Source organism: Billgrantia gudaonensis, from assembly GCF_900100195.1.
Lineage (GTDB): Bacteria > Pseudomonadota > Gammaproteobacteria > Pseudomonadales > Halomonadaceae > Halomonas > Halomonas gudaonensis.
In genome coordinates this window covers 110,133-131,961 of the sequence record NZ_FNES01000009.1, presented here as the reverse complement: position 1 = coordinate 131,961, position 21,829 = coordinate 110,133, and the positions used below count along the sequence as shown (strand labels likewise).

Here is a 21,829-nt window from a genome sequence, read left to right as displayed (position 1 = left end):
CGCAAGATTTCGAACATCTGTTTGAATTCTTGCAGACTAGCCCACTTCGCTGCAACCGGCCAGCTCGATGAATGCCGCATTACGTCGCGTTCCACCTGAAGAGCGAGGGGCGCCGGGTACAGGGTGGAGAGGAGGTCATTTGCGAGGGATGGCCAATGTAGCGCCCAGGGAAGGGTTCACAGCGCCCCCTCGAGACGCTGTGCCCGGATCAGCCCCGAGGGGATAGCGAAAGGCCCGCGTTACCTGAGCAGCACGGGGCATGGGCGAGAGTGGACAGGCCGGCCTCAGTCGAGCCGGCGCTGGGGCTCGCTGCGGGCCGGGGCGTCGCCTGCCACATAGTAGGGGACGTCGCTTTTCGGCAGCGGCTCGCGGCCGCGGATGCGATCGGCGATCTTCTCGGCCAGCATGATCGTCGGGGCGTTGAGGTTGCCGGTGGGGATCAACGGGAAGAGCGAGGCGTCGACCACCCGCAGGCCTTCCACGCCGTGCACCCGGCCCGTACCGTCGACCACGGCGTCGTCGCCCTCGCCCATGCGGCAGCTGCCGCAGGGATGGTAGGCGGTCTCGGCGTGGGCGCGCACGAAGGCATCCAGTTCTTGATCGGACTGCACGTCGGGCCCCGGCGAAATCTCGCGCCCGCGATAGGCGTCGAAGGCGGGCTGGGCGATGATCTCGCGGGTCAGGCGAATGGCGTCGCGGAACTCTTGCCAGTCCTTGTCGGTGGACATGTAGTCGAACCGGATGCTCGGCGCCGCTTCGGGGTCGCGTGAGGCGAGGCGGATTCGCCCACGGCTCTCGGAGCGCATGGAACCCACGTGGGCCTGGAAACCGTGGGCCTGCACTGCGCTCTTGCCGTTGTAGCTGATGGCGATGGGCAGGAAATGGTACTGCAGGTTGGGCCATGCCTCTTCGTCGTTGGAGCGAATGAAGCCGCACGCTTCGAACTGATTGCTGGCGCCGATGCCGCTGCCGAAGAACAACCATTCGGCGCCGATCTTCGGCTGGTTCCACCACTTCAGCGCCGGGTAGAGCGAGATCGGCTCCTTGCATTCGTACTGGATGTACATCTCCAGGTGGTCCTGGAGATGGGCACCGACGTTGCCGTTGACGTGCACCGCCTGGATGCCGAATTCGTCGAGTACGTCCTGCGGGCCGATGCCGGAGCGCTGCAGGATCTGCGGCGAGGCGATGGCGCCGGCGCATAGCAGTACTTCGCGGCGGGCCCGCACCCGCTGCAATTGGCTGCGGTGGCGGTAGCGCACGCCCACGGCGCGCTTGCCCTCGAATTCGATGACGTCGGTGATGGCACGCGTTTCGATGGTGAGGTTCGCACGCTCCTTGGCCATGTCGAGGTAGCCGCGGGCGGTGGAGGCGCGCCGGCCGTTCGGCGTGACGAAGCGGTCCATGGGGCCGAAGCCCTCCTGTCGGTAGCCGTTGACGTCCTCGGTTTCCGGGTAGCCGGCTTGCACGCCGGCCTCGATGAAGGTGCGATAGAGCGGATTGTTGCCCTCTTTCGGCGTGGTCACGCTGATCGGGCCGTCGCCGCCGTGGTAGTCGTTGGGCCCGATGTCCCGGGCTTCGGATTTCTTGAAGTAGGGCAGGCAGTCGGCGTAGGTCCAGTCTTCGAGGCCCGTTGCCTTGGCCCAGTTGTCATAGTCCAGGGCGTTGCCGCGGATGTAGCACATGCCATTGATCAGCGAGGAACCGCCCAGGCCCTTGCCGCGCCCGCACTCCATGCGCCGGCCGTCCATGTGGGGTTCCGGGTCGGTCTCGAAGGCCCAGTTGTAGCGCTTGCCCTGAAGCGGGTAGGCGAGCGCCGCCGGCATCTGGGTGCGGAAGTCGAAACGGTGGTCGGGGCCGCCGGCTTCCAGCAGCAGCACCCGTACGTTCGGGTCTTCGGTGAGCCGGGCGGCGAGCACGTTACCGGCAGAGCCGGCGCCGATGATGACGTAATCGAATTCGCGAAGCTGGGACATAACATCTCTCACTGATAACGCGACGTAAGCGGGCCTGCTAACGGGGCTGCGCGGGACTGATCCGTGGACAGGTCTACGAGGGGGCGCTATGACCCCGGCTTGGACGCTAGCGATGCCCTGCTGCGCTCTCGCGTCCTGCTCCGCTTGCAGGGCCGGTGCTGGCCATCCATGGCCAGCCCGTTCGGAGGAATCCTCCTCACCCCTGGCATCGGACCCTCTCTATGACCTGCCCCCGGCGCCGCTCATCTGGGTGGCCGCAACACGACTTGCGGCTCGTGGCTCGAGGCCCGTGACTTAGAACACCGACTCGAACGGCCCCATCTCGATCTGCACCGACTTGGTCTGGGTGTAGTGGGCGAGCGTCTCGAGGCCATTCTCGCGGCCCACGCCGGACTGCTTGTAGCCGCCCACCGGCATCTCGGCGGGGGATTCGCCCCAGGTGTTGATCCAGCAGATGCCGGCCTGCAAGCGGTGAATCACCCGGTGGGCGCGGTTGAGACTTTCGGTGAAGAGACCGGCGGCCAGACCGTAGTGGGTGGCGTTGGCGCGGCGGATCACTTCTTCCTCGTCGTCGAAGGTCAGTACCGCCATCACCGGGCCGAAGATCTCCTCGCGCACGATGCGCATCTCGTCGGTGCAGTCGCTGAACGCCGTGGGCGCGGCCCAGGCGCCCTTTTTCCAGTCGATGCCACCTCGCTCCTCGTCGTTCCAGGCCTCGCCGCCGGCGAGCAGGGTGGCGCCCTCCTGCTTGCCCAGTTCGATGTAGGAGAGCACCTTGGCCTGGTGTTCGAAGCTCACCAGGGGGCCGAAATTGACGCTCGGGTCCAGTGGGTCGCCGGCGCGGATGCGCGCCACCCGCTCGGCGATCTTCGCCTCGAAGGCCTCCTTGACGCTGCGTTCGACGAACACCCGCGTGCCGTTGGTGCAGATCTGTCCGCTGGAGTAGAAGTTGGCCATCATGGCGGCGTCGGCGGCGCGGTCGAGGTCGGCGTCGGCAAAGACCAGAAGGGGCGATTTGCCACCCAGTTCCATGGTCACGTCCTTGAGGGTGGAGCCGCCGGCGGTGGCCATCACCTGCTTGCCGGTGCCCACTTCGCCGGTGAAGGAGATCTTGTCGATGCCGTCGTGCTCGGTGAGCATCGCGCCGACGGTGCCGTCGCCGTGGACGACGTTGAAGACGCCGTCGGGCAGGCCCGCCTCGGTGAATATCTCGGCCAGTTTCATGGCGGTCAGCGGGGTCACTTCGCTGGGCTTGAAGACCACGGCGTTGCCTGCCGCCAGCGCCGGAGCGGCTTTCCAGCAGGCGATCTGGATCGGGTAGTTCCAGGCGCCGATGGCAGCGACCACGCCCAACGGTTCGCGGCGGGTATAGACGAAGGCGTCCTCGCGCAGCGGGATCTGGGTGCCCTCGATGGCCGCGGCAAGGCCGGCGTAGTACTCGAGGGCATCGGCGCCGGTGACGATGTCCACCGTGGTGGTCTCGCTGATCGGCTTGCCGGTGTTGCGCGTCTCGAGCTCGGCGAGTTCGTCGTTCCTCTCTCTCAAAAGCGCCACGGCGCGCTGCAGAATGCGGCCACGCTGCATGCCGCTCATCGCGGCCCAGGTGCGCTGTCCATCGCGGGCTGCCGCTACGGCAGCATCCACGTCGCCGGCAGAAGCCTGCTGCACGCTGGCCAGCACGCTGCCATCGAAGGGGTTGACGACCTCGAAGGTTTCGCCGGAAGTGGCGTCGACAGGGCGGCCGCCGACGTAGAGGGTTTGAGTATCGAGCTGTGCCATGAGGCCTCCTGTTCGAGCTGTTCGGGCCGGGTCGGTATTCGAAGTGTCGTGGTTCAAGCGTTGCCCGGTGCCAAGGCCGCGATTTCGTGGCCGGCGAGGAGCTGGTCGAGCGCCGTATGGGCGAGGCGGCTGGCCTTGTCGGCATCCAGCTCGCCGGGCGTAAGTGCACCGCGCAGCCAGAGCCCGTCGATCACGGCAGCCAGGCCCGCCGCCGCTCGGTGGGCATCGTCGCGAGGCATGAGGCGGCGGAACTGGTGACACAGGTTGGAGTGCAACCGACGGTGGTTGACCTGTTGAAGGCGCGCCAGACGCGGCTTGTGCATGCTGCTGGCCCAGAAGGCGAGCCAGGTCTTGGCCACGGCGCCGGTGACCTGGCTGCGGTCGAAGTTGCCGTCGATGATGGCGCCGAGGTGGGCGCGGGCGCTGGTGTCCTCGAGTGATCGGCGGCGTGCGGCCACTGCGTCTCCCAGGTCGTGGAGGATCTGGCGCATGGTGGCTTCCAGCAGGCCGTCCTTGCCGCCGAAATAGTGGCTGATGATGCCGGCCGACACGCCGGCATGGCGGGCAATGCGCATCACCGTGGTATCCGCCAGACCGACTTCGTCGATGGCGGCCATCGTGGCATGAATCAACTGCTGGCGACGGATGGGTTCCATTCCGACCTTGGGCACCTGGCGCGCTCCTGTTACCGGTTTCTGCCTTGCAACCACACCAGCCGACGTGGTTACCATGTGCACAGCTTGCCATTTCTTTATTGAACGTTCAATCAAGAAAGGGCTGCCGCTGGCCTGGTGCCGCGGCTATACTCAAGTGGCCAACCGAAAAGGGGAACTATGATGAACAAGACGAACCTGCCGACTCTCACCGCCTTGGGCCTGGGTACCGTCGCCATGGGGCTGGCTGCCTCGGTGCAGGCTGCCGACGAACCCGAGAGCTGCAGCACCGTTCGTTTCGCCGAAGTGGGCTGGACCGATATCACCGCCACCACGGCGCTGACCACCGAAGTGCTGGAGGCCATGGGTTACGAGACTCGCGTCGATACCGTCTCCGTGCCCATCGCTTACTCTGGCATGAAGAACGACGATTTCGACGTCTTCCTGGGGAACTGGATGCCTTCGATGGCCTCGATCAGCGATCCCTACGTCGAGGATGGCGACGTCGATCGCTTGGGCGCCAACCTGGAAGGGGCCAAGTACACCCTGGCCGTGCCCCAGTACGTCTACGACGCCGGCGTCACCTCGGTGGAGGATCTGGCCGAGCATGCCGACGAGTTCGACAGCGCCATCCACGGCATCGAAGCGGGCAACGACGGCAACCAGCTGATTCAGGACATGATCGACGATGATGCCTTCGGCCTGGGCGACTGGCGACTGGTCGATTCCAGCGAGGCCGGCATGCTCGCCGAGCTGAGCGCTCGCGTGCCTGACGAAAACTGGATGGTGTTCCTCGGCTGGGAGCCTCACCCGATGAACACCAACTTCGACATGGCGTATCTGGAAGGCGCCGACGATTACTTCGGTCCGGATCTGGGGGGCGCCACCGTCTACACCAACACCCGCGGCGGTTATGCCGAGGAGTGCGGCAACGTCGGCACCTTGCTGGACAATCTCGAGTTCACCCTGGAGATGGAGAACCAACTGATGGGCGAGATCATGGACGAGGGTGAAGACCCGCGTGATGCCGCCCGTGCCTACCTGCAGGCCAACCCCGGAGTGCTGGATGCCTGGCTCGAGGATGTGGAGACCCGCGACGGCGAACCGGCTCTGCCGGCGGTGAAGGCCGAGCTCGGAATCGAAGACTGAGCACGCTCGAGGCTTGCCTTGGTGACGGGGGCCGTGCATAATTCACCCCCGTTGCCCGGGCTGCCTTTCGGGTGAGTGAAAAAGGCTACGTAGCTCAGTTGGTTAGAGCACATCACTCATAATGATGGGGTCCCCTGTTCGAGTCAGGGCGTAGCCACCAGACGTTTCGACCGCGCCCGTTCGCCCCTCGCGAGCGGGCGCGGTCGTTCAACGGTCTTCTGTCGGAGCCGAAGGGCGTGCGGAGGCGGCTCGTCGCGCCAATCGGTTCTTGACCTGCCGGAAGCGATCCGTATACTACGCACCGTGCTCGAGGCCATTCCCCGATAGCTCAGTTGGTAGAGCAAATGACTGTTAATCATTGGGTCGCAGGTTCGAGTCCTGCTCGGGGAGCCACCGATTCAGAGCACGCTACGCTGATCCTCGCAGCCATTCCCCGATAGCTCAGTTGGTAGAGCAAGTGACTGTTAATCACTGGGTCGCAGGTTCGAGTCCTGCTCGGGGAGCCATCAGCGTTCCCGCCATCATCATGCCCATTCCCGAATAGCTCAGCTGGTAGAGCAAGTGACTGTTAATCACTGGGTCGCAGGTTCGAGTCCTGCTTCGGGAGCCAAGCCTCCCTGCTGGGCAATGTCTTCTCGAATATTCTCTCCGGTGGCCGACGTACCGGGGGTATCTTGTGCGATGTCAAGGAACCCGTGTCGTTGAGCCGTGATTCGCAGGTCTAGTGCTTCCGGACACTTGACGCCGCTGATCGGTCATGTTCACTTAACTCCGGTTTAGTCACGTCTCGAGCAGACTGCTGGATACCCTTCTCACCCGTGAGTCGCTGATCGATGTCACAACTGGATGACGCGTCTTCCCATGCGCTCTTCCGCAGCTTGGTGGAGCGCATGGGCGATATCGTTTGGTCGGTCAGGGCCGATGACCTTTCGCTGGAATATCTCAGCCCTTCTGCCGAGCGTATCTTCGGCATTCCACTGCATGCCTTCAGTGACGACTCGGCCTTGTGGCTGGCTCGCGTGCATCCGGACGATCGCGATGCCGTGGCGGCGAGCCACGAGAAACTGCTGGCCCAGGGGAACGTCGAGCGTTGCTATCGTGTGGTTCGACCCAATGGCAGCCACGTGTGGCTGCAGGATTCGGCCTGGACGATGGTCGGCGACCACGGTCGTTTGATACGTCTGTTCGGGGTTGCCAAGGACGTCACCGAGCAGCGCGACGCCGAATGCCGGATGCGTGAGAGACTCCGGCTTCTCGAACAGCTCAAAGCACGCACCAGCGATGCCGTTTTCATCGTCGATGTCGATGCGGATGGCCGCTTTCGTTACCGGGAAAGCAATCCAGCCCATCAGCACAATACCGGCCTGAAGTCGACGGACATCGTCGGCAGGACGCCCCACGAGATCGTCGATCCGGCCCAAGCGGATTGGATGGTGGCGCACTATCGACAGTGCGTCGAGAAGGGGGAGCCCATCGAGTACGAAGAGCAGCTCCAATTGCCGGGCGGGCTTCGCGACTGGCACACACTGCTCGTTCCCTTGCACGACGCGAGCGGCCGCATCGTCGAGATCGTCGGCATGGGGCGCGACGTCACGGCCGTCCGCGACAGCGAGCGTCGTCTCTGGGCTTCGTGGCAGGAGCTGGACCGGCTGCTCGAGGCCAATCCCGCGGTGCTCTATTCGTGTCGTCCGACGCCAGAGCTCGTGCCGACCTACATCAGTCCCAACCTGCATCGGATGCTCGGTTATCAGCGCAGCGAGCACCTCGGCAAGGCCATATGGCTGACCGAGCTCGTGCACCCGGAGGATCGTGACGACGCCCGGCAGGAGGTCGAGCGCCTGCTTCGCGAAGGTGGCGCCATTGGGCTGCGCTATCGAATACGTCATGCCGATGGGCACTACTTGTGGGTGCACGGCGAGAAGCGGCTGCTCCACGATGACCGGGGGCGTCCCGAGCAAGTGGTCGGGGCAATGCTCGACATCAGCGAGCAGCATGACATGGAGTCGAGACTGGCCAAGCTCGGCGATCAACTGCCGGGCTTCATTTATCAATATCGACTGAATGCGAAAGGCGAGGGGAGCTTCCCTTATGCCAGCCATCGCAGCCGCGAAATCTATGGAGCGGATCCCGAAGAGTTGCGGGAAAGCGATGCCCGTGCCTTCCATGCCATTCATGCCGACGACCTGCAGCGGGTCGTCGATACGATCGCCGAGTCGGCGCAGACGCTGTCCCCGTGGCAATGCGAGTACCGTGTCAATCCCGACGGCCACCAGCGGTGGGTGCGCGGCATGGCCACGCCCGAGCGACTCGAGGATGGCAGCGTGCTGTGGCATGGCTTCATCTGCGATATCACCGAGAAGAAGCAGACCCAACTGGAGCTGCAGGCCAGCGAACAGCGCTTTCGACGCATTGCCGAAACCATCAGCGACGTGCTCTGTCTGCACAACGCCGACGGAGACATGCAGTATCGTTTCGTGAGCCCTTCTGCGACGCGGGTTCTGGGGCATTCTCCCGATGAACTGCAGGGGCGTGCGCTGTTCGATTTCGTCCATCCGGGAGATGTCGCACGGCTGCTCGACAGGGTGCATCATCGCTACCTCGAGGGGGAGGCGGAGCCGGGCATCGAGTATCGTTTCCGCCATCGCGATGGCCACTACCTGTGGCTGCATACCCAGGTGATGCCCGTCTACGATCATGAACGGCGCCTGATCGCACTGCAGACGCTGTCGCGCGACGTGACCGAGCAGCGCCAGGCCTTGCAGACCCTGGAAAGCCTGGCCGAACGCCAGCATAGGATTCTCGAGGCGGCGGGAGAGGGTATCTACGGGGTCGACCGGGAGGGTCGCATCACTTTCATGAACACCGCGGCCAGTCGGCTGCTGGGCTGGACGTTGCAACAGACGCAGGGCAAGAATTCCCACGAGCTCTTTCACCACACTCGGCGCGATGGAACCGACTATCCTCTTGCGGAATGCCCCATTTTCAAGGCCATGAGCCATGGGCGCCAGTGGCGCGTCACTCAGGATTGTTTCTGGCACAGGAGCGGCAAGATCTTCCCCGTGGAGCTGGTCGCCTCTCCACTCATCGAGGATGGCGAGATCGCGGGCTGTGTCGTGGTGTTCAAGGACATTACCGAGAGGCTGGAAGCCCAGCACCAGCTGGAGCGCCTGTCGACGATCGACGAATTGACGGGCGCTCCCAATCGCCGCTATTTCCTGCGCCGCTTCCATGAAGAGCTGCAGCGGCTGAGCCGCAGCGCCACGACGGCCAGCTTGTTGATGTTCGACATCGACCACTTCAAGCGCATCAACGACCGCTGGGGACATGCTGCCGGCGACGAGGTGCTGAAGCGACTGGTCGCCGTTTGCAGGGACAAGCTCCGTTCTCAGGATCTCCTCGGCCGGCTCGGGGGCGAGGAGTTCGCGATCCTGCTGCCGGAAACCGACATCGAGGGAGCCATGGCCTTTGCCGAGCGGCTGCGCCGCGCGTGCGAGTCGATGAGAGTGGCGGTGAATCGAGAGATGCTGCGGGTGACGGTGAGCCTGGGGATGACTCAGTTGGGGCCGGAAGATACGCCGGAAAGCGGACTGGAGCGTGCCGACAAGGCGCTCTACGAGGCAAAGCGTTCCGGACGCAATCGCTCACGCGTTGCCGGTGACGATGACCCCGATGGCGTGATGGGCCGCACTCGAGCCGACCTCTGAGCCGAGCAGGGCGCTACCTTCGGCCGCAGCCGAAGGCAGCGCCATCCATGGAGCCCTCGCTCAGGGATTGCCGGCCAGGCGGCGCTGAGAGAGTTCCGCGTAATCGGCAAGGATCTCGGCCGCTTCCAGGACCTGGGCGCGATCCACGGGCTCGTCTTCCTGATCGTCACTCTGGTCGCTGGCGTCATCGTCCCGAGCGTCGGCCCACTCTTCCAGGGGTTCCAGTCCCAGCGCCTCACGGCGCTGGTTTTCCAGGGCGAGTTGCGCGGCCTCCTGCTCTTCCACTTCGCGCTGGCGCTGCTCCCGGTCGAGGCTGACGCTGGTGCGCTCCTCACGCATCTCGTCGGCCAGCTCGGCACGCTGTTCCAGGTAGACGAAGTTGGGATGGGTATCGGCACGGCGGGAATGGCGATCGCGCAGGGTCTCCAGGTACTCCCAGGGTTCGCCATAGGTGCGATACTGCACTTCGCGGACGGTATCCCACTCCAGGGCGTTGTCGAGGCTGCTCTCGCCGATCCGCTCCGGGTCGATGAGATTGGGGAAGAGAATGTCCGGCTCCACGCCGCGATGCTGGGTGCTCTCTCCGGAAATACGGTAGAACTTGGCGCGGGTGAGCTTGATCTGGCCGTGGCTGAGATCGCTCAATGTCTGCACGGTTCCCTTGCCGAAGGTGGCATTGCCCAGCACCAGGCCGCGGCCGTAGTCCTGGACGGCGCCAGCCAGAATCTCCGAAGCGGAGGCCGACAGGCGGTTGACCAGCACGACCAGCGGGCCATCGTAGAGCGCGCCGCTGTCGGTGTCGCCGTAGAGATTGATGCGCCCCTGGGCATCGCGAACCTGAACGGTGGGACCGCGGTCGATGAACAGACCCAGCAGTGAGTTGGCTTCCTGCAGTGCTCCGCCGCCGTTGTTGCGCAGATCGAGCATCAGGCCGTCGATGCCTTCGTCCTGCAGGCGCTCGATTTCTCGGGCGACGTCGCGGGTGGTGCTGCGGTAGTCCTCCTCGCCGGCCTGCCAGGCGTCGAAATCGACGTAGAAGGTGGGAATGGTGATGACACCGATGCGACGTACGCCGTCGTCGCGTTCGACCTCGATGATTTCGCCCTTGGCGGCCTGCTCCTCGAGGTCCACGGTGTCGCGCGTGATCTCGACTTCGTGAGAGCGGGTCATGTCCACGGCCTCGCCCGGCACCACGTCGAGACGAACGACGCTACCCTTGGGGCCACGGATCAGGTCGACGACCTCATCGAGCCGCATGCCGACCACGTTGATCATTTCGCCATCCTCCTGGCCCACCCCGACGATGCGGTCGGTCGGCTCCAGGACGCCGGCGCGGTCGGCGGGGCCGCCGGGCACGAGGCTCGTGACCTTCACGTATTCACCATCGGATTGCAGCATGGCGCCGATTCCCTCGAGGGAGAGGCGCATCTGAATGTCGAAGGATTCGCCCTGATGAGGCGAAAGGTACTCGGTATGCGGGTCGATGCTGCCGGTGACGGCGGCCATGAACAGCCCGAAGACGTCCTCGCCGTTGGTCTGTTTCAGACGCGTGAGCTGTCCTTCGTAACGCTGTCGCAGGTTGGCTTCGATGTCGTCACGTGACTGGCCGCTGATGTCCAGCGTGAGGGCGGCGTTCTTCAAGCGCTTGCGCCACAGTTCATCCAGCTCGGCCTCGCTGGAGGACCATTCGGCATCGCTGCGGTCCGTCTCGAGACGGTCGTCGCTGTCGAAGGTGAGCGACATCCCTTCGTCGATGCGCTCCAGCAGCCACTCATAGCGGGCTCTGGCGCGGTCGTGATAGCGCTGGTAGAGATCGTAGGCCCCGTCCAGGTCGCCATCGAGGAGCATGTCGTCGAAGCGGTTTGCGAGATGCTCGAAGTCCGCGACGTCGCTTTCGAGCAGGAAGGCGCGCTGGCCGTCGAGGATGTCCAGGTAGCGAGCGTAGGCGGTCTGCGACCACTCGTCGTCGAATTCGACATTGGCATAGTGGCCATAGCGCAGGGATTCGGCGACTTCCCCGGCAACCTGGAGATGGGTCTCGTCGGGCTCGATCCGTGCCAGCGCGGTGGCGCTGACCAGCAGCAGCACCACCAGCAGGGCGGCTCTCCGCCAAAGGGCGACAAGCTGGCTCATCAATGAAGCACTCCTGGTTTCGTGTACACTTCCTTCCCTAGACACGCACAAGGCTGGCGAGTTGCGAAAGGCCGGTCTGGCATTGTAGCAGCTGTCCTGCCGACCACAGCCCCTGAAAGAGGATTCTCATGTCCCGGGAAGCCCGACTGGATCGCCTGTTCGACTTTCTGAAGCGCTCACCCACCCCCTGGCATGCCGTGGCGGCCATGGCCGAGCGACTGGAAGAGGCGGGATATCGCCGTCTTTCGGAGTCTCTGCCCTGGCAGCTCACCCCGGGGGAGCGAGTCTACGTGACCCGCAACGACTCCTCGATCGTCGCCGCGCAGCTGCCCCGTGGCGAACTCGAGTCACTGCGCATGATCGGTGCGCATACCGACAGCCCCGGGCTGCGCCTCAAACCCCAGGCGGCCCAGCAGAGTGCCGGTTGGCTGCAGCTGGGGGTGGAAGTCTACGGCGGTGCTCTACTGGCCCCCTGGTTCGATCGCGACCTGGGGCTGGCCGGGCGGGTGCACCTGCGCCATGCCGACGGCCATCTGGAAGGCGTGCTGATCGACGTCGAGGAGCCGGTGGCGATCATCCCCAGCCTGGCCATTCACCTCGATCGCGAGGCCAACAACGGTCGCGCCTTCAACGCCCAGACGCAGATGGCGCCGGTCTTTCTGCAGGGTGGAGAGGGCGCCGATCTCGAACGCTTGCTGCGTGACTGGCTCGAGGCGCAGCACGGCATTCGCGATGTCGAGATCCTCGATTTCGAACTGGGCTTCCACGACCTTCAGCCTCCGTCGCGGGTCGGCGTGAACGGCGAGCTGATCGCCAGTGCACGACTCGACAACCTGCTCTCCTGTTTCATTGGCCTCGAGGCGCTTCTGGAGAGTGACGGCAGCCAGGGCGCCCTGCTGGTGGCCAACGACCATGAAGAGGTGGGCAGTGCCAGTGCCTGCGGCGCCCAAGGGCCCTTTCTGGGCGACGTGCTGCGCCGCATCAACGCGCAGCTGGGCGAGGCCGGCGACGAAGGCCATATCCGCCTGGTCCAGGCGTCGCGGATGATCTCCTGCGACAATGCCCATGCCCTGCACCCCAACTTTCCCGACAAGCACGATGCGGCCCACGGGCCGGCACTCAACGGCGGGCCGGTAATCAAGGTCAACGCCAACCAGCGCTATGCCACCAACAGTGCGACGGGTGCGCTGTTCCGAGACTTGTGCCGCGAGGCAGGCGTGCCGGTGCAGACCTTCGTGACGCGCGCCGACATGGCTTGCGGCAGCACCATCGGCCCCATCACCGCCACGGAAATAGGCGTGCCGACGCTGGACGTGGGCGTACCGCAGTGGGCCATGCATTCGGTTCGCGAGACGGCGGGCAGCGCCGACGTGGAGCATTTGACCCGGGCGCTGATCGCCTTCGTCAATCGTCGCGAGCTGCCTTGATGACACTTCGGGTGGCGAGTCACGAGCGTTGGGCCTCGAGTTTCGTGCCACGAGATACGAGCCTCGAGCCACGGGTTTCGAGTTGCGGGTTTCGAGGGGCGAGTTAGACTATGGCCCGCAGCCCGCAGCCCGCAGCCCGCAGCCCGCAGCCCGCAGCCCGCAGCCCGCAGCCCGCAGCCCGCAGCCCGCAGCCCAAAAAAGCCCGCCTGGCGAACAGGCGGGCTTTTCGGCATTCGATCTGGTGGCTACGCCCTGACTCGAACAGGGGACCCCATCATTATGAGTGATGTGCTCTAACCAACTGAGCTACGTAGCCGCACGACGGGGGCGAAGTCTACGGATTTATCCGGCGCTGGTCAAGCACTTGGCGGGGCAGTGCTCAGACGTTGAAGCGGAAGTGGATGACGTCCCCGTCCTGAACGACGTACTCCTTGCCTTCCAGGCGCCACTTGCCGGCATCCTTGGCGCCCTGCTCGCCGCCCAGCGCGACGAAGTCGTCGTAGCCGACCACTTCGGCGCGAATGAAACCCTTCTGGAAGTCGGTGTGGATCACGCCGGCGGCTTCCGGGGCGGTGGCTCCCACCTTGACCGTCCAGGCGCGCACTTCCTTGACGCCAGCGGTGAAGTAGGTCTGTAGGTCGAGCAGGGCATAGCCGGCGCGGATCACCCGATCGAGTCCCGGCTCTTCCATGCCCATCTCGTCGAGGAACATGGCGCGCTCATCAAAATCGAGCTCGGCGATCTCGGCCTCGATCTGGTTGCACACCGGTACCACCACGGCGCCTTCCTCGGCGGCGATCTCGCGGACCACCTCGAGATAGGGGTTGTCCGTGAAGCCATCCTCGTTGACGTTGGCGATGTACATGGTCGGCTTGAGGGTCAGGAAGCCGAAGCTCTTGAGCTGTTTCTTCTCGTCGTCATCGAGGCCGACACTGCGCAGGGGAAGCCCCTCGGCCAGATGCGGCTGGATGCGGTCGAGGATCGACTTGGTGGCAATGGCCTCCTTGTCGCCGCCCTTGACCACCCGGGCCAGGCGCTGGATGGCGCGCTCCACGGTGTCGAGGTCGGCCAGGGCGAGCTCGAGGTTGATGGTCTCGATGTCGGCGCGCGGATCGATCTGGTTGGCGACGTGGATGACGTTGTCGTTGTCGAAGCAGCGCACCACGTGGGCGATGGCCTGGGTCTCGCGGATGTTGGCCAGGAACTGGTTGCCCAGCCCTTCGCCCTTGGAGGCGCCAGCGACCAGGCCGGCGATGTCGACGAACTCCATGGTGGTGGGGATCACCTTCTGCGGACCCACGATCTCGGCGAGCCGGTCGAGCCGCGGGTCGGGCATGGGCACGATGCCCACGTTGGGCTCGATGGTGCAGAAGGGGAAGTTCTCGGCGTCGATGCCGGACTTGGTCAGGGCGTTGAAGAGGGTCGACTTGCCGACGTTGGGCAGGCCGACGATACCGCAGTTGAAACCCATGGGATCGTCCTGGAAAGCGTGTTCGAAATTGGCGATTGGCCGGTATTCTATCGCTGCTACGAGCTACGAGCTACGAGCTACGAGCTACGAGCTACGAGCTACGAGCGTTGCTTACGTGGCTCGCAGTCCGAGGCCCGCGGTCTAAGGCTTGAAGCTGTGCAGCCGATTCATGGCGCGGGCCCAGTCGCCGGAGATGGCCAGTGGCAGGGTGGCCTGGCATTCGTCGATGGCCGCGTCGATGGCCGCCCGTTCGACCTTGCCGGGGCGTCCGAGCACATAGTTGGTCACCTGGCGAGCGTCGCCCGGGTGGCCGATACCGATGCGCAAACGATGGAACGACTTGTCATTGCCCAGTGCGCGGATGATGTCGCGCAGACCGTTGTGCCCGCCGTGACCCCCTCCTTGCTTGTAGCGGGCGGTTCCAGGCGGCAGGTCCAGCTCGTCGTGAGCGACCAGCAGCTCCGCGGGACCGATCTTGAAGAACTGGGTCAACGCGGCGATGGCGCCTCCGCTGCGATTCATGAAGGTGGTGGGTTCGAGCAGGTGGAGTTCGTGGCCGTCGAGGCGCACCTTGGCATGCAGGCCGAGGAACTTGCGCTCCGGACGCAGCTCGGTGCCGGCGGTGCGAGCCATGGCCTCGACCAGCCAGGCGCCGGCATTGTGACGAGTGGCGGCGTAGTCGGGGCCCGGATTGCCCAGCCCGATGATCGCCTTGACCTGGCCCATGGCTCAGCCTCCCAACAAAAAAACAAGCGCCGAGGCGCTTGAGGTCGATGAAGGGGCCGCGACTGGCGCGGCCCCTGAGCGACATGGCTTACTCGCCGCTCTCTTCGCCTTCCTCGCCCTCGGCGGCTTCGCCGTCCTCGGACTCGTCGGCCACGCGGGTCTTGGGCTTGGTGATGCTCAGTACGGCGTTGTCATGGTCTTCGCCGTGGGAGAGCTCGACCAGGGTCACGCCGGCCGGCAGCGAGAGGTCGGAGAGGTGCAGGGTCGAGCCCAGCTCGACGTCGGTGATGTCGATCTCGAGGTAGTCGGGGAGATCCTTGGGCAGGCAGCTCACCTCGACTTCGTTGGAGAGCACGTGCAGCTCGCCGCCCTGGTCCTTGATGCCGACGCACTTCTCTTCACCGGTGACGTGCAGCGGCACGCGCATGTTGATCTCGTGGGTGGCATCCACGCGCAGGAAGTCGGCATGGGTGACCAGCGGCTTGTAGGGGTGACGCTGAAGATCGCGTACCACGACTTGCTGAGCCTTGCCTTCGACGTTGAGGGTGATCACGGAAGAGAAGAAAGCCTCTTCCTCGAGCGCCTTGTAGAAGCTGGTCTTGTCGACGGCGATGGGCTGGGGTGCCTGCTCGCCACCGTAGACGATGGCCGGCACTTGTTCGTTCGCACGACGCAGGCGGCGGCTCGCACCTTTCCCCAGGTCGTTTCGAACGCTGGCGTTGAGTGTGTAGTCGGACATGGAATTGCCTCTTGCTGGAGAAAAAGGAAACGTTTGGATCCGCGACCAGATCCCGGCGCTTCCGGTTGCCCGGGCGACAGTGCCCGGGACGTACGTCGCACCGTTCGACCGAGAGACTCAGTGGAACATGGCGCTGACGGATTCTTCGTTGCTGACCCGACGGATCGCCTCGGCGATCAGACCGGCCACGCTGAGCTGGCGGATCTTGCCGCTGCGGCGTGCCGTGTCGGAGAGCGGAATGGTATCGGTGACCACGACCTCGTCGAGCACCGAGGCGGTGATGTTGTCGACGGCCGGACCGGAAAGGATCGGATGGGTGGCATAGGCCACCACGCGGCATGCGCCGTGATCCTTCAGAGCGTCGCCCGCCTTGCACAAGGTGCCGGCGGTATCGATCATGTCGTCCACCACCACGCAGGTGCGGTTCTCGATCTCGCCGATGATGTGCATCACCTGGGCCTGGTTGGCCGAGGGGCGGCGCTTGTCGATGATGGCGAGGTCGGCGTTGAGCTGCTTGGCAATGGCGCGGGCCCGCACCACGCCGCCCACGTCGGGCGAGACCACCACCAGGTCGTCGTAGTTCTGGCGTTCGATGTCGTCGAGCAGGATCGGCGAGCCGTAGACGTTGTCCACGGGAACGTCGAAGAAGCCCTGGATCTGGTCGGCGTGAAGATCCATGGTCATGACTCGATCGACGCCCGCCTTGACCATGATGTCGGCCACCACCTTGGCGGAAATCGGTACCCGGGCAGAGCGTACCCGGCGATCCTGGCGAGCGTAGCCGAAGTAAGGGACGACGGCCGTGACCCGGGTGGCGGAGGCCCGGCGCAGGGCATCCACCATCAGGATCAGTTCCATCAGGTTGTCGTTGGTCGGCGCACAGGTGGACTGCAGGATGAAGATGTCCTTGCCGCGCACGTTCTCGTTGATCTCGACCGCGATTTCGCCGTCGCTGAATTGCCCGACCGTGGCGTTGCCCAGCCGGGTGTCCAGACTCTCGGCGATTCTCTGGGCGAGTTCGGGATTGGCGTTCCCGGCGAAAACCATCAATTTTGACACGCGCAGCCACCTTTGCTGTGTAGGGTCTTCAGGGATCGGGTCGACGGTCGTCCGGGACGGAATGGCTGGGGTAGGAGGATTCGAACCTCCGCATGGCGATACCAAAAACCGCTGCCTTACCGCTTGGCTATACCCCAGCAATCGGCTCCGCACCGGGTCGTTTCTGGGTGCCGCCCCCATGGCGATTCACGGCGGCGATCATCGACCCAGCGCAGCATGAAGGGGTGAGCGATTCAGGCCTCGTGCTGCGAAGGCCTGCCAGTGCTCGGGCACGTCGTTCACTAGCCGCTGGGCGTCGGCGGCGCTCGTCAGACGAGCGAAAGCACAGGCTCCGGTACCGGTCAACATGGCCGGAGCGTGTTCGCCGAGCCAGTTCAGCGCATCGGCGACGGCCGGATAGAGTGCCCTGACGGTCGGCTCGCAGTCGTTGCGCCAGCCGGGTGCTCCCCCCTGCAGTGCGCGCGCCATGGTAATCGGGGGGGTGTCGCGTGTCAATTGCGGCGCCCCGAACACGGCCGGCGTGGCGACCGTGACGCCGGGGTGGACGACCACGAACCAGGGGGTGTCGAGCTCGACCGGCGTGAGCCGTTCGCCGATGCCTTCTCCCCAGGCAGCGTGGCCGTGAACGAAGACCGGCACATCGGCCCCCAGGGCGAGCCCGAGGTCGGCCAGCTCGTCCAGCTCGAGACCGAGGTCCCACAGGCGGTCGAGGCCGAGCAGGGCCGTGGCGGCGTTGGAACTGCCGCCGCCCAGGCCGCCACCCAGAGGGAGGCGCTTGTCGAGGTGGATGTCGGCGCCGAGCTGCACGCCGCTTGCGTCCTGCAGCGCGAGAGCGGCACGCACGATGAGGTTGTCATGCGCGGCAACCCCTGGCAGCGGCGGCGTGAGATGGATCTCGCCGTCCTCGCGCCGACGTAGGTGGAGGGTGTCGCCGTGATCGAGGAACTGAAAAAGGGTCTGCAGCTCGTGATAGCCATCAGCGCGGCGGCCGACGATGTGCAACAGGCGGTTGAGCTTGGCCGGGGCGGGTAGCGACAGCCACGCCCGTTCCGACATTGGCTCAGTCATCGTCGATGTCCGGGCGCCATTCGTTGATCACCAATGTCACGCGCAGCTCGTCGTAGGTCATCACCAGGCGGCGCGGCAGCCACAGCGTTTCCACCTGGGTCCAGTCGCGATAGTCGATCGTCCAGCCATCCTGCTGGAGATGACGCGGGAAGCCGAGCGCGTCCGTCTCGAGCTGATGAGGACGTTCGGCTGCCGGCAGACCGCGAACCCATTCGGAGAGCGACTCGACGGGCAGCGACCAGCCGAGCCGCTCTTCCATGAGTGCCTGGGGCGTTTCGGCTTCGAAGCGCCCCTCGCTGGTGGTCATCGAGAAGCGGCCCTCGCGGCCTTCCAGAGTGTTGCGCCCGCTCCCGAACGGGCCGCTGATGAGCAAGCGGTAGTAGTGGGGGTGTTGGCTCCAGTCGAGGTTGGCGCTGGTCGACTCTTCGGGGGTGCGAAGGCCCGCCTTGCCGATCAGGGTCCAGGTGTCGAGCGCCTCGACGCGCGCCTGCTGTGCCTCCCAGTCGCCGGGTTGGCGTTCGCCGTCCGGTGCGGCCGGACGACCGGCGCAGCCGGCCAGCAGGGTCAGGGCGAACGTGAGCAGGAGCAGTCGCTGGACAGGCGGGAACAGGGTCATGATCGTGTCTCGTCGGGCTGGGAGGCATCAGGAGAGAGCTCGGGGATGCGCTCGAGCAGTTCGTCAATGAGCGGGTGTTCATCGAAGCGCTCGAGCGCTTCGTGGACGGTGTCACGAGCTTCGTCGCGGCGATCGAGGGCCCACAGCACTTCGGCCAGATGGGCGGCGACTTCCTGATCCGGCATGGCCGCATAGGCGCGTTCCAGCCAGGGCAGGGCGCGCTGGGGATCGCCGAGTCGGAAGTAGACCCATCCCAGGCTGTCGAGAATGGCGGCGTTGTCGGGTTCGAGTTCATGGGCACGCTCGATCAGCTCGCGCGCTTCTTCGAGGCGACCCTCGATATCCAGATCGGCCAGGGTGTAGCCCAGGGCATTGAGCGCCATGGCATTCTCGGGGTGATGCTCGATGATGCGCTCGAGGTCGCGTTCCATGGCCTCGAGGTCGCGATCCTGCCAGGCGCGCATGGCCCGCAGATAGAGCAGTTGCTCGTCGTTGGGAGTGCGTTCCAGCTCGCTGTCGAGCAGCTCGTCGGCGGCGTCCTCGCGGCCCCGTTCGTCGAGCAGTTCCACCTCCAGGGCGACCAGATCGCTGTAGTGCCGTTCGTGGCGCAGCCGTTCGATACGCAGGAAGGCGCGGGCATCCTCGAGGCGGCCGTCGTCGATGAGCATGCGTGCCGCATTCAGCCGAGCGTTCAGGAATTCGTTGCCGGGCGGTACCTGACGATAATAGAGGAGGGCGTTGTCGATCTCGCCTTCGGTTTCGGCGATGGCGCCCAGCAGTGCGAAGGTTGCTGCCGGCGTTTCATCGCTGTCGGTGAGCGGCAGCAGCAGGCGGCGGGCCGGTTCCAGGTGACCTTCCTCGATGTAGAGCTGGGCCAGAGCGAGGCGCAGCTGGTGTCCGCCGGCATGGCTGTCGAGCAGGGCGTCGGTACGCGCTTCGGCGGCGTCAACGTTGCCCAGTGCCAGTTCGGCCTGGGCGAGCTGCAGCACGAAGCGCGGATCGTCCGGGGCAATCTCCAGCCCGCGCCGGGCGGCGTCGCGGGCGCGTTCGGGATCGTCGGCGTTCAGGGCCAGTTGAGCGCGGGTGAACCATATCGCCGGCAACTCCGGGTGTTGCTCGGCGAGGCCGTCGAGTCGCACTTCGGCTCGCTGCGTCTGACCGGTGGCGGCTTCCAGCATGGCCAGTGCCAGTTCGGCGTCGTGAGGGCTGGCCAGCTCGACCTCGGCTCGGTCGAGAAAGGTGGCGAGTCGCTCGCGGAGTGGCTCCAGCTCGGCATTGGCTTCCATCGCCAGCTCCACCAGCCCGGAAAGGTCGGCCTGGCTGCCGCGTTCGGCAAGGGCCAGGCGCTGTTCGAGGGCCTCCGGCCAGTTGCCGCGCTGGATGGCGAGCCCGGCGAGCAGGCGCATCGGGGCGTCCGCTTCGGGGGCGAGGCGCTGCCAGCGCTCGACGGATTCCTCGAGCAGCAGCGGGTCGCTGCTGAATCGCGCCGCCAGGGTGGCGCGTTCCGCCAGCGCAGGGATGTCCAGGCGTTCGGCCATCTCGAGGTATTCCCGCGTGGCGCGACGGTAGTCGCCGCGCTGGCCGGCGAACTCGGCCAGCAGCAGCGACGACAGGCTGTCGGCATCGAGTCCCTCTTCGATGGCCGGTGCGTGTGCCAGTGGATCATCCTGGGGGCTGCTGGAGTCGTGCGTCGATACCGCCTGGCAGGCGGCCAGCAGAAGTGGAGCGCCGAGGCCGAGCGCGGCCAGCCCGAGGCGCCAGCGCCGACCCTGATGATGAAAGCGAGAGCGTGTCGCCGCGCGGTAGGTGGAGGGCATGCGAATCCTGTCCAATAGACCGAGCCGTCAGCATACCGGCTCATGGCGAAAGGGCAAAGCGGCGACCTGGCCGTTGTCGAAATGCTGCCGTCGGGCATGCCAGGCTCGCCGTGGATTCTTGCGCCGCGTCAAGGTTGAGTGACGGCCGCCTGGCGCCCGAACGCTCAGGCTGTGGTAGAATTCTGCGCCGCAGAGGTGGGCTTTTGCGGCACCACCGAACGACACTACGCGAAGACGCCTAACGCATGACGCTTCTTGCCCTTGGTATCAATCACAAGACCGCTACGGTCGCCGTGCGCGAGCGGGTTGCCTTCACGCCCCCGCAGTTGACATCGGCACTCGGTCAGCTGCGCGGCATGCCCGAGGTGCGGGAAGCCGCCGTGCTGTCGACCTGCAATCGTACGGAACTGTACTGCGTGACCGAGTCCAGCGGCGAGAGGCCGATCCTCGACTGGCTGAGCGATTTCCACGGTTTGCCGGTGGATGATCTGTCGCGCTGCGCCTACCACTACCTGGACAATGAAGCGGCCCGCCACCTGATGCGGGTGGCCGTGGGTCTCGATTCCATGGTGCTCGGCGAGCCGCAGATCCTCGGCCAGCTCAAGGAGGCCTATCAGTCGGCGCGCGATGCCCAGGGTCTGGGCGGTGAACTCGAGCTGCTGTTTCAGCATACCTTTTCCGTGGCCAAGCAGGTGCGCACGCGCACCGGCATCGGCCAGAACCCGGTGTCGGTGGCCTATGCGGCGGTCAGCCTGGCCAGCCGCATCTTCGACGACTTCAGTCGCTCGCGGGCGATGCTCATCGGTGCCGGCGAGACCATCGAGCTGGTGGCACGTCATCTGCGCGAGGCGGGCGTGCGCGAAATGATCGTCGCCAACCGTACCCGCGAGCGTGCCGAAGAGTTGGCCGGCGAGTTCAACGCCGAGGCGATCTCGCTCAACGAGATTCCCGAGGCGCTGCCGCGCGCCGACATCGTCATCTCCTCCACGGCGGCGCCGCTGCCGATACTCGGCAAGGGCATGGCCGAGAGAGCGCTGAAGAAGCGCCGTCACCGGCCGATCTTCATGGTCGACATCGCCGTGCCGCGCGACATCGAGCCCGAGGTGGGCGACCTCGACGACGTCTTCCTGTACACCGTCGACGACCTCAACGAGGTGATTCAGGAGAATCGCCGACATCGTCAGGTGGCCGCCGATCAGGCCGAGTCGCTGATCGAGCATGGCGTCAGCGTGTGGCTCCACGAGCGGCGCATCCGCAGCAGCGGCGAGCTGATCCGTCGCTACCGTGACCAGGCATCCGATCTGCGCGAACTTTCCGAGCAGCAGGCACTGGCGCGTCTGGCGCGAGGCGAGGATCCGGAGAGCGTGGTTCGGCTGCTGGCGCATCAGCTCACCAACCGCCTGTTGCATCGCCCCACCGTGGCCATGCGCGAGGCGTCGGGCAGCGAGCGCCGCGATCTGTTGACCGCGGCGGAGTCGCTGCTGATCGATCCGCCTTCCCCGAAATCCTGAC

15 protein-coding genes and 6 tRNA genes are annotated in these 21,829 nt (G+C 65.3%); 8 read left to right on the top strand and 13 right to left on the bottom strand.

What is annotated here, in order from left to right:
- Nucleotides 1–284: 284 nt before the first annotated feature.
- The 3 genes from betA to betI all read right to left on the bottom strand — a co-directional run bounded on the left by betA (nucleotide 285) and on the right by betI (nucleotide 4,426).
- Nucleotides 285–1,976, bottom strand: a complete 1,692-nt coding sequence (betA, locus tag BLP96_RS12130; RefSeq protein WP_089686512.1) for a choline dehydrogenase — start codon at nucleotides 1,974–1,976, stop codon at nucleotides 285–287.
- A gap of 294 nt (nucleotides 1,977–2,270) precedes the next feature.
- A complete protein-coding gene (gene betB / locus BLP96_RS12125; RefSeq protein WP_089686510.1) occupies nucleotides 2,271–3,755 on the bottom strand; it encodes a betaine-aldehyde dehydrogenase in 1,485 nt (494 codons plus the stop codon).
- 53 nt (nucleotides 3,756–3,808) lie between these two features.
- Nucleotides 3,809–4,426 carry a transcriptional regulator BetI gene (betI, locus tag BLP96_RS12120; protein WP_176761515.1) on the bottom strand — a complete coding sequence of 206 codons (618 nt, stop codon included), beginning with the start codon at nucleotides 4,424–4,426 and terminating at the stop codon, nucleotides 3,809–3,811.
- 162 nt (nucleotides 4,427–4,588) lie between these two features.
- Here betI and BLP96_RS12115 point away from each other — a divergent pair, with 162 nt between their 5' ends.
- From BLP96_RS12115 to BLP96_RS12090, 6 genes are all read left to right on the top strand, one after another.
- Complete coding sequence (locus BLP96_RS12115; RefSeq protein ID WP_422666819.1) at nucleotides 4,589–5,557, top strand: choline ABC transporter substrate-binding protein; 969 nt, start codon at nucleotides 4,589–4,591, stop codon at nucleotides 5,555–5,557.
- Between the two features lie 83 nt (nucleotides 5,558–5,640).
- A tRNA-Met gene (locus BLP96_RS12110) sits at nucleotides 5,641–5,717 on the top strand.
- A gap of 157 nt (nucleotides 5,718–5,874) precedes the next feature.
- Nucleotides 5,875–5,950 (top strand) — tRNA-Asn (locus BLP96_RS12105).
- A gap of 37 nt (nucleotides 5,951–5,987) precedes the next feature.
- Nucleotides 5,988–6,063: transfer RNA gene (locus BLP96_RS12100), tRNA-Asn, on the top strand.
- A gap of 28 nt (nucleotides 6,064–6,091) precedes the next feature.
- A tRNA-Asn gene (locus tag BLP96_RS12095) sits at nucleotides 6,092–6,167 on the top strand.
- A 223-nt stretch (nucleotides 6,168–6,390) separates the two neighbouring features.
- Complete coding sequence (locus BLP96_RS12090; RefSeq protein WP_089686504.1) at nucleotides 6,391–9,261, top strand: sensor domain-containing diguanylate cyclase; 2,871 nt, start codon at nucleotides 6,391–6,393, stop codon at nucleotides 9,259–9,261.
- 60 nt (nucleotides 9,262–9,321) lie between these two features.
- Here the strand turns inward: BLP96_RS12090 and BLP96_RS12085 are convergent, their stop codons facing one another.
- Entirely contained in the window at nucleotides 9,322–11,394 is a 2,073-nt protein-coding gene (locus BLP96_RS12085; protein WP_089686503.1) for a carboxy terminal-processing peptidase, read from the bottom strand.
- A gap of 128 nt (nucleotides 11,395–11,522) precedes the next feature.
- On the opposite strand from BLP96_RS12085, the gene BLP96_RS12080 reads away from it, so the two are divergent.
- Complete coding sequence (locus BLP96_RS12080) at nucleotides 11,523–12,821, top strand: M18 family aminopeptidase (protein WP_089686500.1); 1,299 nt, start codon at nucleotides 11,523–11,525, stop codon at nucleotides 12,819–12,821.
- A gap of 239 nt (nucleotides 12,822–13,060) precedes the next feature.
- Here BLP96_RS12080 and BLP96_RS12075 read toward each other — a convergent pair.
- From BLP96_RS12075 to BLP96_RS12035, 9 genes are all read right to left on the bottom strand, one after another.
- Nucleotides 13,061–13,137, bottom strand: a tRNA-Met gene (locus BLP96_RS12075).
- Between the two features lie 63 nt (nucleotides 13,138–13,200).
- Nucleotides 13,201–14,292, bottom strand: a complete 1,092-nt coding sequence (gene ychF, locus BLP96_RS12070; RefSeq protein WP_089686498.1) for a redox-regulated ATPase YchF — start codon at nucleotides 14,290–14,292, stop codon at nucleotides 13,201–13,203.
- Between the two features lie 141 nt (nucleotides 14,293–14,433).
- Nucleotides 14,434–15,018, bottom strand: a complete 585-nt coding sequence (gene pth / locus BLP96_RS12065) for an aminoacyl-tRNA hydrolase (RefSeq protein ID WP_089686497.1) — start codon at nucleotides 15,016–15,018, stop codon at nucleotides 14,434–14,436.
- 88 nt (nucleotides 15,019–15,106) lie between these two features.
- Nucleotides 15,107–15,757, bottom strand: a complete 651-nt coding sequence (locus tag BLP96_RS12060; RefSeq protein WP_089686495.1) for a 50S ribosomal protein L25/general stress protein Ctc — start codon at nucleotides 15,755–15,757, stop codon at nucleotides 15,107–15,109.
- A 117-nt stretch (nucleotides 15,758–15,874) separates the two neighbouring features.
- On the bottom strand, nucleotides 15,875–16,816 hold the full coding sequence (locus tag BLP96_RS12055) for a ribose-phosphate pyrophosphokinase (RefSeq protein WP_176761514.1): 942 nt from the start codon (nucleotides 16,814–16,816) through the stop codon (nucleotides 15,875–15,877).
- 62 nt (nucleotides 16,817–16,878) lie between these two features.
- A tRNA-Gln gene (locus tag BLP96_RS12050) sits at nucleotides 16,879–16,953 on the bottom strand.
- Nucleotides 16,954–17,014: 61 nt separating this feature from the next.
- Complete coding sequence (gene ispE / locus BLP96_RS12045) at nucleotides 17,015–17,884, bottom strand: 4-(cytidine 5'-diphospho)-2-C-methyl-D-erythritol kinase (protein ID WP_245682234.1); 870 nt, start codon at nucleotides 17,882–17,884, stop codon at nucleotides 17,015–17,017.
- Complete coding sequence (lolB, locus tag BLP96_RS12040) at nucleotides 17,877–18,500, bottom strand: lipoprotein insertase outer membrane protein LolB (RefSeq protein WP_089686487.1); 624 nt, start codon at nucleotides 18,498–18,500, stop codon at nucleotides 17,877–17,879. The genes ispE and lolB overlap by 8 nt, the downstream gene beginning before the upstream one ends.
- A complete protein-coding gene (locus BLP96_RS12035; protein ID WP_089686485.1) occupies nucleotides 18,497–20,317 on the bottom strand; it encodes a tetratricopeptide repeat protein in 1,821 nt (606 codons plus the stop codon). The genes lolB and BLP96_RS12035 overlap by 4 nt, the downstream gene beginning before the upstream one ends.
- 245 nt (nucleotides 20,318–20,562) lie before the next feature.
- Here BLP96_RS12035 and hemA point away from each other — a divergent pair, with 245 nt between their 5' ends.
- A complete protein-coding gene (hemA, locus tag BLP96_RS12030; RefSeq protein WP_089686483.1) occupies nucleotides 20,563–21,828 on the top strand; it encodes a glutamyl-tRNA reductase in 1,266 nt (421 codons plus the stop codon).
- The last annotated feature ends 1 nt before the right edge of the window (nucleotide 21,829 follow it).

Excerpts from the sequence above, each read along its gene's own strand:
- BLP96_RS12085 (WP_089686503.1), bottom strand. The coding sequence starts at position 11,394 with ATGAGCCAGCTTGTCGCCCTTTGGCGGAGAGCCGCCCTGCTGGTGGTG.
- betA (WP_089686512.1), bottom strand. The coding sequence starts at position 1,976 with ATGTCCCAGCTTCGCGAATTCGATTACGTCATCATCGGCGCCGGCTCT.
- BLP96_RS12090 (WP_089686504.1), top strand. The coding sequence starts at position 6,391 with ATGTCACAACTGGATGACGCGTCTTCCCATGCGCTCTTCCGCAGCTTG.
- BLP96_RS12060 (WP_089686495.1), bottom strand. The coding sequence starts at position 15,757 with ATGTCCGACTACACACTCAACGCCAGCGTTCGAAACGACCTGGGGAAA.
- lolB (WP_089686487.1), bottom strand. The coding sequence starts at position 18,500 with ATGACCCTGTTCCCGCCTGTCCAGCGACTGCTCCTGCTCACGTTCGCC.
- pth (WP_089686497.1), bottom strand. The coding sequence starts at position 15,018 with ATGGGCCAGGTCAAGGCGATCATCGGGCTGGGCAATCCGGGCCCCGAC.
- betB (WP_089686510.1), bottom strand. The coding sequence starts at position 3,755 with ATGGCACAGCTCGATACTCAAACCCTCTACGTCGGCGGCCGCCCTGTC.
- BLP96_RS12080 (WP_089686500.1), top strand. The coding sequence starts at position 11,523 with ATGTCCCGGGAAGCCCGACTGGATCGCCTGTTCGACTTTCTGAAGCGC.
- hemA (WP_089686483.1), top strand. The coding sequence starts at position 20,563 with ATGACGCTTCTTGCCCTTGGTATCAATCACAAGACCGCTACGGTCGCC.
- ispE (WP_245682234.1), bottom strand. The coding sequence starts at position 17,884 with ATGACTGAGCCAATGTCGGAACGGGCGTGGCTGTCGCTACCCGCCCCG.
- BLP96_RS12035 (WP_089686485.1), bottom strand. The coding sequence starts at position 20,317 with ATGCCCTCCACCTACCGCGCGGCGACACGCTCTCGCTTTCATCATCAG.
- BLP96_RS12115 (WP_422666819.1), top strand. The coding sequence starts at position 4,589 with ATGATGAACAAGACGAACCTGCCGACTCTCACCGCCTTGGGCCTGGGT.
- ychF (WP_089686498.1), bottom strand. The coding sequence starts at position 14,292 with ATGGGTTTCAACTGCGGTATCGTCGGCCTGCCCAACGTCGGCAAGTCG.